At 64.0% G+C, this 13,091-nt stretch carries 10 protein-coding genes and 1 pseudogene; 8 read left to right on the plus strand and 3 right to left on the minus strand.

Annotation, left to right across the window (positions count from 1 at the left end; translation table 11 throughout):
* Positions 1-41: 41 nt before the first annotated feature.
* A complete protein-coding gene (locus AB4Z11_RS07585; protein ID WP_442024018.1) occupies positions 42-509 on the plus strand; it encodes a chemotaxis protein CheW in 468 nt (155 codons plus the stop codon).
* An 8-nt stretch (positions 510-517) separates the two neighbouring features.
* Positions 518-2,134: a methyl-accepting chemotaxis protein gene (locus tag AB4Z11_RS07590; RefSeq protein WP_442024020.1), complete on the plus strand. Its 1,617-nt coding sequence runs from the start codon at positions 518-520 to the stop codon at positions 2,132-2,134.
* Here the strand turns inward: AB4Z11_RS07590 and AB4Z11_RS07595 are convergent.
* On the minus strand, positions 2,131-2,598 hold the full coding sequence (locus AB4Z11_RS07595; RefSeq protein WP_442024022.1) for a ribonuclease HI family protein: 468 nt from the start codon (positions 2,596-2,598) through the stop codon (positions 2,131-2,133). The genes AB4Z11_RS07590 and AB4Z11_RS07595 overlap by 4 nt on opposite strands.
* Before the next feature lie 66 nt (positions 2,599-2,664).
* Here AB4Z11_RS07595 and AB4Z11_RS07600 point away from each other — a divergent pair, with 66 nt between their 5' ends.
* Positions 2,665-4,560: an alpha/beta fold hydrolase gene (locus AB4Z11_RS07600; RefSeq protein ID WP_442024024.1), complete on the plus strand. Its 1,896-nt coding sequence runs from the start codon at positions 2,665-2,667 to the stop codon at positions 4,558-4,560.
* Positions 4,561-4,613: 53 nt separating this feature from the next.
* On the opposite strand, the gene AB4Z11_RS07605 is transcribed toward AB4Z11_RS07600, so the two are convergent.
* Both AB4Z11_RS07605 and AB4Z11_RS07610 read right to left on the minus strand, forming a co-directional pair.
* Complete coding sequence (locus tag AB4Z11_RS07605; protein ID WP_442024026.1) at positions 4,614-5,165, minus strand: YXWGXW repeat-containing protein; 552 nt, start codon at positions 5,163-5,165, stop codon at positions 4,614-4,616.
* Between the two features lie 135 nt (positions 5,166-5,300).
* The gene (locus tag AB4Z11_RS07610; RefSeq protein ID WP_442024028.1) at positions 5,301-5,540 is read right to left on the minus strand and encodes a hypothetical protein; all 240 of its coding nucleotides are present in this window, start codon (positions 5,538-5,540) and stop codon (positions 5,301-5,303) included.
* A gap of 206 nt (positions 5,541-5,746) precedes the next feature.
* Between AB4Z11_RS07610 and AB4Z11_RS07615 the strand changes: the two genes are divergently transcribed.
* The 5 genes and pseudogenes from AB4Z11_RS07615 to AB4Z11_RS07635 form a co-directional block, all read left to right on the plus strand.
* A complete protein-coding gene (locus AB4Z11_RS07615; protein ID WP_442024032.1) occupies positions 5,747-9,193 on the plus strand; it encodes a penicillin-binding transpeptidase domain-containing protein in 3,447 nt (1,148 codons plus the stop codon).
* A gap of 111 nt (positions 9,194-9,304) precedes the next feature.
* Entirely contained in the window at positions 9,305-10,438 is a 1,134-nt protein-coding gene (locus tag AB4Z11_RS07620; RefSeq protein WP_442024034.1) for a hypothetical protein, read from the plus strand.
* Positions 10,439-10,440: 2 nt separating this feature from the next.
* Positions 10,441-10,995 carry a hypothetical protein gene (locus AB4Z11_RS07625; RefSeq protein ID WP_442024038.1) on the plus strand — a complete coding sequence of 185 codons (555 nt, stop codon included), beginning with the start codon at positions 10,441-10,443 and terminating at the stop codon, positions 10,993-10,995.
* Positions 10,996-10,999: 4 nt separating this feature from the next.
* Positions 11,000-12,484 (plus strand): hypothetical protein, encoded by a 1,485-nt coding sequence (locus AB4Z11_RS07630; protein ID WP_442024036.1) that lies wholly within the window; start codon positions 11,000-11,002, stop codon positions 12,482-12,484.
* Positions 12,481-13,091 (plus strand): annotated as a pseudogene (locus AB4Z11_RS07635) (hypothetical protein); the annotation flags it as partial. The gene AB4Z11_RS07630 and the pseudogene AB4Z11_RS07635, both read left to right, overlap by 4 nt.

A 13,091-nucleotide genomic window follows, 5' to 3' on the forward strand; every position in this document is an offset into this window, starting at 1 on the left:
CATTGGAAGACTCCCTTCACAAATGTAGTTTCCTTTCCATTATGTCCACGAGCACTCAACCCGCCGAATACCTCGCATTCACCCTGGGCCAAGAAGAATATGGCATCGACATCCAGAAAGTCAGCGAGATCCGCAACTACGAAACCCCAACCCGCATCGCCAACGCGCCTGATTTCGTTAAAGGCGTGATCAACCTGCGCGGCCTGATCGTGCCGATCGTGGATATGCGTATCCGCTTCAATCTCGGCCAGCCGGAATACGGCCCGTTCACCGTCGTGATCATCCTGAACATCGGCAGCCGCGTGGTTGGCATGGTGGTGGATGCAGTGTCGGACGTGACCATCCTCGAACCTGAGCAGATCAAGCCAGCACCGGAAATCGGCGGTTCGATGAACACGGAATACATCACCGGCCTTGGCACGCTGGATGACCGTATGCTGATCCTGGTGGATATCGACAAGCTGATGTCCAGCACCGAAATGGGCCTGATCGAGAAACTGGCGGCATAAGGTACGACATGCGAGCCTTGAACAACATCAGCATCGGCAAGCGCCTGGCGCTAGGGTTTGCCGTGATTCTGGCGTTTGCCATGCTGATTACTGCCATCGGCATCTGGCGCCTGCAACAAGTGGCCGACGCCACGCACGACATGATGGAAACCCCGCTGGCCAAGGAACGCATGATTTCCGATTGGTATAGCAAGATAGATAGCGCTATCCGTCGTACCACCGCGATCGCGCGCAGCAGCGATCCAAGCCTGGCCGCTTATTTTGCGGAGGAAGGCAAGATATCCACCGCCGCATCGGCCGAGCTGCAAAAGAAAATCGTTGACCTGATCGACGAAGACGACGAGAAAGCGCTGTTCGAAAAAATCATGGAGCAGCGCAAAGTCTACCTGTCCACACGCGACCAGGTGGCCAAGCTGAAGGCGGCCGGTGAGCTGGAGCAGGCCAACGACGTTTTCGAGAAAGGCTACAAACCCGGCGCTGCCGCCTATCAGGCCCTGATTCAGGATCTGCTGAAAATGCAGCGCGGGAAAATCGACAATATCGCGCATCACATTGCCGATGCGGCCGCCACCGGGCGCACGAGGATGATGATTCTGGCCGTGCTGGTGCTGGTCTTTGGCGCGACCTGCGCATGGCTGCTCACCACCGGCATCACCCAGCCTTTGCAAAAAGCTGTGGACGCCGCGCGCCGTGTGGCGGCTGGCGACCTGACCACGCAGATTGAGGTCAGCGGCAAGGATGAAACTGGCCAGCTGCTGCTGGCGCTGAAGGATATGAACCAGGCGCTGCTGAACATCGTGCTGGAAGTACGCAATGGCACCGATTCGATCGGCACCTCGTCGATCGAGATCGCGGCGGGCAACCAGGACCTGAGCTCGCGTACCGAGCAGCAGGCGGCTTCGCTGGAAGAAACCGCCTCGTCGATGGAAGAATTGACGTCGACCGTGAAGAACAACGCCGACAATGCCCGCCAGGCCAATCAGCTGGCGGATGCCGCGGCGTCGGTGGCAGTGAAGGGCGGCAGTGTGGTGTCGGAAGTGGTCGGCACCATGGAGTCGATCAACGAATCTTCGCGCCGCATCGTGGACATCATTTCCGTGATCGACAGTATCGCCTTCCAGACCAATATCCTGGCCCTGAACGCTGCCGTTGAAGCGGCGCGGGCGGGTGAGCAGGGCCGCGGTTTCGCGGTGGTGGCCTCCGAAGTGCGCAACCTGGCGCAGCGTTCCGCCGGGGCGGCCAAGGAGATCAAGGAACTGATCAACGATTCGGTCGACAAGGTCAATCAGGGCAGCAAGCTGGTTGGCGAGGCAGGCAGCACGATGGAAGAAATCGTCGCCAGCGTGCAGCGCGTGACGGACATCATCAGCGAAATCACCGCCGCCAGCGCGGAGCAAAGCGTGGGCATCGATGAAGTGTACAAAGCCATCGGCCAGATGGACACCGTGACGCAGCAGAACGCGGCGCTGGTGGAGGAATCGGCCGCGGCGGCGGACTCGATGCGCCAGCAGTGTACCAGCCTGGCGCAAGTGGTCAGTGTATTCAATGTGGGCCAAGAAGCTGGCGCCGCATCGCAGGCCCGTCGCGCCGCAGCGCGCCCGGCACTGCGCCTGGGCCGCCGCTAAGCAGCACTACTGGCGGACGCCTGCTGCGACAGGCGATCCGCCTCGCCATTCCGGTGGCGTGGCACCCAGCGCACATTCACCTGTGCCAGCCGCGCCATCAAATCGCCCACCCGCTCGCGGTGGTGCGCCAAAACCTTCGCTCCCGAACCTTGCGCCAGCAGCACATCGTGCACCACGACCTGGCTGTCGCCGTACACCAGCAGTTCGGCCAGTTCCAGTTCCACCGCTTTTTCCAATAGCGCGATCAGCGCCAGATATTCGGCATCGCCGCTGCTGCCGTGGCCGGCCTGGCGGCTGATTTCAATGCGCTCGCCTTGCGGACCTTCCAGCAGGGCGCCTATGCCGATGCGGCCTGGATTGGGATTGGCTGACCCGTCAAACCACGCGTGCCATGCGGCGGCGGAAGCGGGCACTTTCTGCCGCGCGAGCTTTTCGGCGCGGGCTTTTTCCTGATTCGTTGACATGTATAGCTGATTTTGCAACACTGGTTGCGCTGTATTTCCCAAAAATTCTAACAGGAGATCCCACCAATGGCATTGATCCTCCGCGCAGCCGGCCTCGCCGTGCTTGCCCTGTCGCTTGGCGGTGCACATGCTGCTGCCGCACCAAAGACGCCGAAGAAGTACACGATCGAGCAGTTCATGGCCACCACCTCCATCAATGGTGCTTCCTTCAGCCCCGATGAAAAGCAGATCCTCTTCACCAGCAATGAAAGCGGCATCTTCAATGCCTACGCCATCCCCGTCGCTGGCGGCACGCCGGTCGCGCTGACCAGATCGACGGTGGACAGCACCTTCGCGGTCGGCTTCTTCCGCACGGATAACCGGATTCTGTTTACGCGCGATCAGGGCGGCAATGAGCAGAACCACCTGTTCGTGCGCGAGCTCGATGGCAGTGAGAAGGATCTGACGCCGGGCGACAAGCTGAAAGCCATGTTCCGCGGCTGGAGCACGGACGGCAAGTCTTTCTTCGTGCTGACCAACGAACGCGATCCGAAATACTTCGACTTGTACCGCTACAACGCCAAAGACTACTCGCGCGAGATGATCTACAAGAACGAGGACGGCATCACGCCTTCCGAAATCAGCCGCGACGAGAAATGGCTGGCTTTGAACAAGCCGAATACCACGTCCGACAGCGATATCTACCTGTACAACCTGGTCACGAAAGAGAAAAAGCTGATCACGCAGCACACCGAACCGGCCACCTATGACGCAGAGACTTTCGATCCTGAGTCGAAGAAGCTGTACTTCCTGTCTAACGCCGGCGGCGAATTTACCAGCATCCGTACCTACGATCTCGCTACCGGCGCCGTCGCCGAACATGAGAAGGCCAACTGGGATATGGCCGGTACGGGCTTCTCACGTAATGGCCGCTACCGTGTCAGCTCGGTGAACCAGGACGGCAGCACCGTGCTGCGCATCGTGGAAGGCAAGGACGAGAAACTGGTTGCGCTGCCGAAGGCTCCGGGCGGCGAAATCCGTGGCGTCGTGTTTTCCGAAAGCGGCAATCTGATGGCCTTCTACGTCAACGGTGACCGTTCGCCGAACAATCTGTATGTCTACGATCTGAAGACGAAGCAGAGCCGCAAGCTGACCGAAAGTCTGAACAAGGAAATCAATCCGGAAGACTTGGTTGAGGCGGAAGTGGTACGCTTCAAGTCCTTCGACGGCATGGTGATCCCGTCGATTTACTACAAGCCGAAGGGCGCTTCTGCGGCCAGCAAGGTGCCGGCGGTGGTCTTCGTGCACGGTGGCCCGGGCGGCCAGACGCGCCGCGGCTACAGCGCCCTGATTCAGTACATCGTCAACAATGGCTATGCGGTCCTGGGCATCAATAACCGCGGCAGCAGCGGCTATGGCAAGAGCTTCCACATGGCGGACGACCATAAGCACGGCCGTGAGCCGCTGTGGGATTGTGTCGAAGCGAAAACCTGGCTGGCGATGCAAAACTATGTCGACGCGGACCGCATTGGCATCATGGGTGGCAGCTACGGCGGCTATATGACATTGTCAGCGCTGGCCTTCCGTCCTGAGACGTTCAAAGTGGGCGTGGACATCTTCGGCGTCAGCAACTGGATTCGTACGCTGGAATCGATCCCGCCATACTGGGAATCGCAGCGCAAGGCCCTGTACGAAGAAATCGGTGATCCGGTCAAAGACAAGGAATTCCTGACCGCGACTTCGCCGTTGTTCCACGCTTCCGAAATTCGCCGTCCGCTGATGGTCATCCAGGGCAAGAACGACCCACGCGTGATCAAACCGGAAAGCGACGAGATCGTGGACGCCGTGAAAAAGAACGGCGTGCCGGTTGAGTACGTGGTGTTCGATGACGAAGGCCACGGCTTCAGCAAAAAGAAGAACCAGGCGGTGGCGAATGCAAAGATGGTCGAATTCCTCGACAAATACCTGAAAGCCAAGCCGTAAAAAAAAGGCCACCGCAAGGTGGCCTCGTAGGGCGGATCAACGATCCGCCAATTTTAGTGGCGATAAGGATTATCCGGCCGGCGGTCGTAGCGGTTTGGTACGCCGTCGCCGTCGCGGTCACGGTCGTAACGGTTCGGGATACCGTCGTTGTCGCGGTCGTGGTCGCGGCGATCCGGGATGCCGTCATGGTCACGGTCGTGATAGCGGCCATCACGGTAATAGCGCGGCTGCTCGTAATAACGTGGCGCCTCAACATAGCGAGGTGCCTCTACATAGCGCGGCGACTCGTAGTAAGTATTCCAGCCGCCTTGCTGCAGGCGCCAGCCGTTATCCACTCGCACCCATTCTGCCGGGTGATAGCGGTAGCCGCGGCGTTCCGGCATCCAGTGGCCACCGACCCACACGTGGCGGTAGCCGTCCCAATTCCAGTAGCCCGGCGCCCACACGTACCCTGCGCGCAAAGGCGGTACGCTTTCAAAGCGTGGTGGAGGTGGAGCGTCGCCAATCACAAGCGAAACGCCCACTTGGGCCAGCGCCTGGGTCGGTGCAATTGCAGCCATTCCCAAGGTGAGTGCGGCTGCAGCGATGAGTTTAGATTTGATCATGGTTTATCTCCGTTTAGTGAAGCTTTGAATTCACTATAGCAAGCCAGCTATAACGGAGGTAAGCCTGATTCAGTTTTTTACAAATGCCGAAATCTGCTAACACTTCGGTGTGCGCTGACGCACATACTTACATTCTCAGATCTTGGCGTTTTTTTGCTCAACGGCCAGCGAAGCGGCTTTCTCGGCGGCGCTCATGCGCTTGGCGCTGACAACAACCACTTGCATACCAGCGCTGGCGGCATACGGCGCAGCGGCTGTGGCGACGCGGCTTGGTTCAGCTTTGTGCGTTGCGACACTGTCGACAGCATAGTTAGCGGCGCAAGCCAGGCCCAGGGTGGCGATGAACAGGGCTTCAAAGTTACGCAGGACTTTCATTTCGTGTTCCTCTTTCGGTTTTGCTGGGGCTGGACGGGTTTGTGTTCTGTCCATGTGCTCACTGTATCCAAGCACCCCTCGCGTCGCCACGAGCCTGCGACGAACGGCGGATTTTGCGGCGCAAAATGCAGAAAACCGGCGCCGGATGCTCAGCGCTTTCTCCTTCCCCCGGCTATGGCTGTGCAAAGAACACTTCCGGGGGAACGATGGCTCGATCATTGGCAGAGATGGCGCAGGCGCTCGCGTCCTGGCGTCGCGACGCGCGCCGTCGGCGCAACCTGCGCGCAGGCCAGCGGCGTCCGCGCCCGGACGTCCGCGCCGCGTCCGCCGGTGTGCGCGCAGACGTGGGTGCAAACGCGCGCTCAGATACCTCGCCTGGTGCAGACACCTCCGTCGCGGCTCGCACTGGCGCTGGTGTCCAACGCTCCGGCATGGCGCACTGGCTGCCCGAGCCATCGATCCGCAGCTGCATGCTGCCAATCGGCTGTGCCGCGCTGATGCTGGGCGGCGCCGTGCTGATCGCGGTACACGCCCGCAACCTGACCGCCGCCGCAGCGGCCACTCCCGTCTCGCAAGCCGAGCGCCAGGCTACCGACGCGCTGCAGTCCGTGCTACCCGGTGCGACTTTCGACGTGCCCAGCGCGCCCGGCGTCACGCTCGACGCGCACGCAAATGGCGCAGTGCTGATCGCAAGCGGCATGCAAGCAGCTCCCGCCGTACGCGTCGACCTCTGCACACAGCTGCGGAGCGATGGCCGCCTGATGCCACTGCATCTGGGCCAGCATTTCAGTGATGTTGAGCGCTGGATGGCATCACGCAACGAATCCGCAGCCCCGCGCAACGTCATGCTCGTGCGCGACGGTCGCCGTATGCCGGCGATTCAGTTGAGTGGTAGCGCTTCACCGGACGTTCCGCTGCACGTCAGCTGGAAAAATGAAGACATTCCAGCGCGCTGGGTCAGCGACGCCACGGCTGGCAAAGTGGAGCAGGGCGCCAGTGCCGACAGCACGCTGCAGCGTCAAGGCTGGCTGGCCTGGGCCGATGGCGCCATCCGCATCGAGCGACGCGCGGCCGCTGGCTGTCCGCAAGCCGGTGAGCTGGTGGTGCAGCTATACGAACGCGGGCAGGATGACGGCCGCGCGCTGGTCGTGGCCTTTGCCGCGCAGAGTGCGTCCAGCGTACGCCTGCCACCCGGCCGCTACGTGATTCCGTCCGCCGCGCCAACTGCCCTGGAGGACGAAACGCTTTTCAAATCGCTGCAGGAACATGGCCTGGTGCGGCTCTCTTCTGACGGCATGGCGGAAGCCGCACCGCGCGATCTGCTGCAATGGCTCGCCGCGCCGCCCGACACCCGTGCCGCGAGCCTGACCGGCTGGGAGAGTGTGCGTGACGATCCATCCACGCGCGCGCTGATGAAGCGCCTGTACCAGCAAGCCGACGGCGCCTACGTCCGCCAGCAAATCGACATCTTCAACAGCGAACGCCGCCTCTTCGCCTGGCGCCTCCGCGCCGCACCACCTGCTGCGTCAGCCCCGGCCACCGCCGCTTCGGATGCTGCCGCGACCGCGACCGCGAGCGCAACACGCGCAACAAGCGCGCGACGCTGGAGCGTCATTGCGTTGGACTCCGCGACCAGTGCGGGCCTGATTGGTGGCGGCCCGATTGGCGTTGGCGCGACTGGCGGCGGTGCGCGCGGCATTGGCGTCGGCGTTGATGGCGGCGCGGCGGGGACCTCGACGGCAATGCCTGCGTCGGCGGCGCGGCTGTTTGCCGACATGCCTGTCGGCTGGGCGCCGTGGACGCGTGCGGCAGGACTTGGCGCTGGTGTCTCGACTTTGACCATCACGCTGCCGCAACCGGCCAGCGGCAGCGAGACAATCGACCTGCTGCTGGCCGGCCACATGCAAGGCGGCGTCGCCGGTGCGCGCGTGACGAGCGTGGACGCGTGTACGGGCCGCGCCTGCCGCGCGTCCACCGACGTGCAGCACCTCACATTGCGCCCCAACCCAGGCACCGCGCAAATAGCCTTGCGCGCCGCGCCGCTGGACATTTCGTCCGCTGCCCAGCCAGGCGACCAGCAATACCGTCACCTGCGGGTAACGAATGGAAAACTGCAGTGGCATGCACTGAGCCGCAGCCCGTCAGCGCTGGCCGCGCGCGGCGTGAGCGCAGCTGCGGTGCGCATTGAAGACCGCAATGGCGCACCGCTGTGGGGCGACAGCGCACCACTGCCCGCTGCGCGCGAAGCCGGCCTGGCGACCATGCTTGGCATCAGCCCCGATCAGGCGTCCAGCGTTGCAGGCGTGCTGGCGCGTGCCGCTGTCGGCGCATCCAGCAGCGGACGGCTCACCGTTGATCTGCAACTGCAGGCCACCGCGCAAGCCATCCTGGAATGCCAGGGCCAGCGCCAGGGCCGCTGGGACGGCAAACAATGCCACAACAGCACTATCCCGCCCGCCGGCCGTCATGCTGGCTTCGTCCTTCTCGACGCAGAAAACGGTGACATCCTTGCCGCCGCCGGCAGCGGCGAACCGCAACTTGGCCCGGAAAACTGGCAGGAGGCGCGTGACTTCGACCGCAGCAACCCCGCGCGCAGTCCACTGCGGCTGCCGGCGCTGCAGCATGACGGAGGCGCCAACAACAGCCCCGGTTCGACTTTCAAGATCATCAGTGCACTTGGCCTGGAACGCGCCGCGCAAAACGACCCGCAACTGAACGCGCTGTTGGGCGGCCTGCCGCTGAACGCCATCAACGCCATGGCCGACGTGCGCGGCTTCGCCTTCCGCACAGGCGCCGCGATTTATCCGATGACGCCGCACCAGGCCCACATTACCAACTACCACGAGCAGAACGTCGACCGCCGCGCGCAGGAAGGCCGCCTCGGCGTGCAGCAAGCCCTGACCTACAGCATCAACACCTGGTTCGCCTGGTCCGGCGAACTGAGTGACCGCAGCCTTCTCGGACGTGCAGACGGCGGCATCCCAGACATGCAGCCACTGGAAGCAGGCGCACTCGATGCAGCCCGTCCCATCCTCGCGGCAGCCCGCCAGCTCGGCTTCGAACAGCCGATGCATCTCGATGGCGACCTGCTGCCCAAGGACTTTGCCTGGACCGCCTACGACGCCCTGCAAGCCACGCCAGCGCGTATTGACCCCATCCACAGCCGCCACGAGCTCCGGCAAATGTCCATCGGCCTGCGCATGCAGGCGACGCCGCTGCAAATGGCGCTGGCCTCCGCCGCCATCGGCAGCGGCCGCACCGTCACACCACGCCTGCTGCTGGCGCTTGACGGCAAACAGGCGGCGGACATCGATGGCCAGCCGCTCGGCGTGCGCCTGGACCGCATCCGCGCTGGCATGAAAGGCGTCGTGGACATCGGCACCGGCGCCGGTGCGTTCGGCGGCCCGCCGATGGCGCAAATCCGCCGTGGCCTGTACGGCAAAACCGGCACCGCACCTGTCAGCGACAAGGAGGCCACGGTCTGGTTCACCGGCTGGCTGGAGCCGAACACTCTGCCGAATCAGCCGCACCGGCTGGCCTTCGCGGCCTTCATCAGCCATTCGCAAGCCAGCGGCGGCGAGCATGCGGCGCCCATCATCGCGGCCATGCTGTCCGCAATGGCTGGGCAGAACGATGAAAAGAAGGGGAAATAGGCCTGTCCAGCTGAGAATGCGTCAGCGCCGGACGTGACAAGATACGCGCACATGCGTCGGCAGCCGCGCGATATCCGCTGGCCCGGCGTGCAATTTCATCAACAGGAAAGTATGCGGCTGCCAGGAACCCGCTATCAGGAACACGGCTGGGAACACGTGCGCAAGCTGCTGGGAGCCAGCTCGCTGGACGTGTTCCGGCAGTGCGATCTGCACCAGATGCTCGACGGCTCCCGTCACGCCAAGCTGCTCGATTGGTACACGGATGCGATGGCGCAAGGCTTGCGCCAGGTAGCGCGCCGTTCGCGCGGCGAGGCGTCCGGCAACAGCTATGGCGACAGTGTGGCCGAACTGGCATTGGCCCTGCTGTTCGAACTGCAGGCGCAGCCCTCGTTCTGGAATGCCTTCATGGCAGCCATCGTGGCCGAACATGGGCGTCTTGGCGCATTCTGGGCCAACGAGGCAGGCGACGGCATCCTGCGCAAGAAGGTGAACGATATGTTTGCCGTCCTGCGCGACAAGGTCGATTCCGACAATTACCAGGCTGCCACGGGCCGCGATTGCTCGCCCAACAGGATCTACACCTACCGCATGCTGGATACGGCATATCGCGATATCGAGGCCCTGTTCGCGAACTGGGAGCGCAATGGCGCTCAGGTTGGGGCGATTCTGGGACGCGAGCTGGCAGGCCATCCAATTGAGGTGCGCCAGATGACTTCCATCAGCGGCTGCCGCGCGGAGTGGATCATCCGCTGGAGCGAGTCCCTGGAGCAGTTTGCCGGCTCGCCGGGACCGCTGCATACCAAGTCCAAACGCTTCGCGAGCCTGAAGAACAGTCCTGACAAGATTGCTGAAATGCTCAGGGAAATCGGCGATTATGAAGAGCTGTCGTCGAATCAGGATGGCGACTGGCAGCAGGATTCGGAAGACGCCACGGCCTGGCTGGAGGATTATTGGCGGGTGGTCGCGGAATCGGAGGCCGAACCGGAGCTTTCTCCGTCCCCCAGCTATCCTGAAAAGACAGAGGCATTGGCTGCTTTGCAGGACGAACCGCTGCCAGTGCGCCTGGCCGTGTTCCAGAAGCTGCTCGGTCCAGATGACGACAGTTATCCGGACGATTGGCGCGATCCGGCCACCGGCGAGCTGCCGACCATGCAGCAACTGGCGGTCATGGGCGGCATGTCCGTGCCCACGCTGCGCAAGCGGCGCAATGAAACGATAGACAGGTTGTACGGGAGAGGTAATTGAATATGACCACGCCGGAACGCAAATTGCAGGAGCGTCTGCTGCTGGCCCGCGAGGCGCCGGACGACCGCCTGGCGCTGGCGGATAGTGTGCTGCTGGCGGCGTTGGACGGCAGCCGTCCGCTTGACGCCGCGCAATTGGCGGCGTTGAATGCGTCGCCGCTGACGCTGAAACGCTTCCGTCACCTGGCGCTGGAGCGCCGCCGGGCTGCTGCCATGGTCAGCGCCTGGCGCGGCAGCCGCGGCATGTTGCGTGCTGCTGCTTCGGCCACGGCGTTGGATAGCCTGGGCACTGATGATGGCTGCTGGAGCCTGCATTTTCTGGCTGAGGGCGATGGCTGGCAGGTGATTCTGAAGCTGGAGGCGTCGGCGCCGTTTGCGGCGGATGTGATGCGCGAGCGTCCTTTGCTGCGTGTGCTGGACGGGCAGGGCGCTGTGGTGCTGCAAGGGCGCCTCGATGCGGACGGCGAGTGTGAACGTGCCTGGCCGTTTGCGGAAGCGCCGTCCGCGCACTTCCAGCAGCGCGGCGCGGCGTTCTCCATCGAGCCGCTCGGCCAATAAAGTCATGGGACTGTTCAAGCGCTTGCGAGGACGAGGCAAAGCCTCTTCCGCCTCCGCCGATTTGCAGCGGCTGGGCGGGGAGCTGCTCGCATTGCGCCTGGACGATGGCGCCGTGGTGCCGGAGGCATGCACCGCCGTGATCGTGGCAGCTTCTGGGCAGACGCGCCGGGTTGGCGCTTTCGGCACGCCGCGCGTGAGCTTGTCCGATGGCGAGGTGGCCTGGTGTTTTCATCCGGGGCCTTATGTGTTGGCCATTGTGCCGTTTTCTGCGGCGCCGGAAACAGGATTGCGGCTGGAGTTTCTGGTTGACGCGGGCGATCCACGCATGGCGCAGCAGCGCTTCGATCTGTTCCTGGCCAGCGAATTGGCTGGCGGGCCATCGTCGCTGTCCGTATCCGATTTCGCGTTTGCCGCGCAGTCGGCGGTGCAGGGGGCGCTTAGTGAAGGGCTGCTGGATCTGCCGCCGTGCACATCCATCGAAGAATGGCACGGTTTCCGCGCCGGCCTGAACGAACTGCTCTACACCCGGTTCGGCGTGACGGTCGAAGACTGCTACCCCATCGACCTCCACCCGGCATCCGACCTCGCCGCCACCCTCCGCACCCGCCGCGCCACCCTCGCGCCGCCAGCGCGACAGGGCGCCGATCCGGTCGCGCTTCCCGCTGCCACGCCGCCCGCTCCCACGCCTTCGACCACCCATGTGGCACCATCGGACGCTGCGCCGTCGCGAGCTGCGCCAACTGCCACCAAGCCAGGCGCGCTAGCACCGTCGGCCACCGAACGATCCGCCGCCGCGTCGTCTGAAGCCGCGCTGAGCGCCGCCACGCCGTACGCTCCCACTCCTGCGACCGCCTCAGCGGCACGGCTGGGCGCTGCGCTGGATGCTGCTACGGCGGTTGGCGGGCACGCGGCGGATACGACTACCGCGGGGGCTCCGGTTCCGCAAGCGTCCCTCGGTGCGYGACCAATGGAGCTACAATTTGACTTCGCGCCGGGCGGCGAGGGGATGCCGAGGGAGCAGGCGCACGGTGGCGCTAATGAAGCCGCGCCGGCGGAACGCGATGCTTACGCCCTGCGCCGGCTGTTCCTGGAACTGCCGGCGCTGTCGGCCGCAATGCGGATGCTCGCGCCTCCTGAAGGTGGCTTCGCAGTGCAGCAGGAGCTGCTGCAGCGGTTCGCGCTGGCCGCGCTGGATGTAAACACAATGCCATCGCTGGCATGGGCAACGCCGGGTCGTGCGCTGCCGCGCGAGCAGCAGGCGCAACGTGCCGGACATGCCGCGGCCGCCGTCGGCGCACTGGACGATGCCTGGGCGCTGCTGGCCAGCATGAAGCTCGCGCGAGCAGACGAGATAGCGCAGCTATACGATGAAGCCGACCGGCTGGTCGCCAACCTCGAATTTGCGCTGGCCAACCGCCGCGCGGTGCCGCCGCCGGCCGGAGGAGAAGAGATCGAGCGCCGCGAGCCAACCCTGGGAGCGCGAAAATGAGCATGCTTACGCCCCCGCGTCCGCCCACCGCCGAGTGCCGCACCGTGCTGGCCGATGGCCGCGTCGCCACCATCACGGCCACGCGCCGCCCGCGCGCCAACCGCGCAGAGGTCAAGTGCGTGGTGCCCGGCGCGCCGCAGCTGAGCGAAGCCATGCAAAACGTCGTGCGACTGGCCCGTCTGACCGAAGCGCGCCACGACAGCCGCGAGCAGGTGGTGCTTAGCCTCGACCTCGCACCAGCTGCTGATGAGCGCAACTGGGAGCTGGCCGCCGTGCTGGCCGACCGCATGGTGCGCGGTGTCTGGCAACCCGACAGCGCGCAAGTCACAGCGATGGGCTGGTCCGACCACTGGCACCTCGGCCAGGTCAGCGGCGCGGATGGCTTAACCCATCTGGGGGCGTTGACGGGGCACGCCGACCCGTCAGCGGCCGTGTCGACAGCGCGCGCCTGGTTCCCGCTGCACAGCGGCGGCATCAACGATGCATTAAGCTGGGTCGAAGTTAGCGTCAGCCCGCTGGACGACGCTACGACAGAGGAAGAAGACACGATCGCCGCACCAGGCCTCGACCTGACTGCGCAAGCGGCCGTGCGCCAGGTACTGTCGGC

This window comes from Pseudoduganella sp. RAF53_2 (genome assembly GCF_052113985.1).
Taxonomy (GTDB): Bacteria; Pseudomonadota; Gammaproteobacteria; order Burkholderiales; family Burkholderiaceae_D; genus Rugamonas.

Bases quoted from the DNA above. Each gene is read 5' to 3' on its own strand.
- AB4Z11_RS07585 (WP_442024018.1), top strand. From the start codon at position 42: ATGTCCACGAGCACTCAACCCGCCGAATACCTCGCATTCACCCTGGGC.
- AB4Z11_RS07590 (WP_442024020.1), top strand. From the start codon at position 518: ATGCGAGCCTTGAACAACATCAGCATCGGCAAGCGCCTGGCGCTAGGG.
- AB4Z11_RS07595 (WP_442024022.1), bottom strand. From the start codon at position 2,598: ATGTCAACGAATCAGGAAAAAGCCCGCGCCGAAAAGCTCGCGCGGCAG.
- AB4Z11_RS07600 (WP_442024024.1), top strand. From the start codon at position 2,665: ATGGCATTGATCCTCCGCGCAGCCGGCCTCGCCGTGCTTGCCCTGTCG.
- AB4Z11_RS07605 (WP_442024026.1), bottom strand. From the start codon at position 5,165: ATGATCAAATCTAAACTCATCGCTGCAGCCGCACTCACCTTGGGAATG.
- AB4Z11_RS07610 (WP_442024028.1), bottom strand. From the start codon at position 5,540: ATGAAAGTCCTGCGTAACTTTGAAGCCCTGTTCATCGCCACCCTGGGC.
- AB4Z11_RS07615 (WP_442024032.1), top strand. From the start codon at position 5,747: ATGGCTCGATCATTGGCAGAGATGGCGCAGGCGCTCGCGTCCTGGCGT.
- AB4Z11_RS07620 (WP_442024034.1), top strand. From the start codon at position 9,305: ATGCGGCTGCCAGGAACCCGCTATCAGGAACACGGCTGGGAACACGTG.
- AB4Z11_RS07625 (WP_442024038.1), top strand. From the start codon at position 10,441: ATGACCACGCCGGAACGCAAATTGCAGGAGCGTCTGCTGCTGGCCCGC.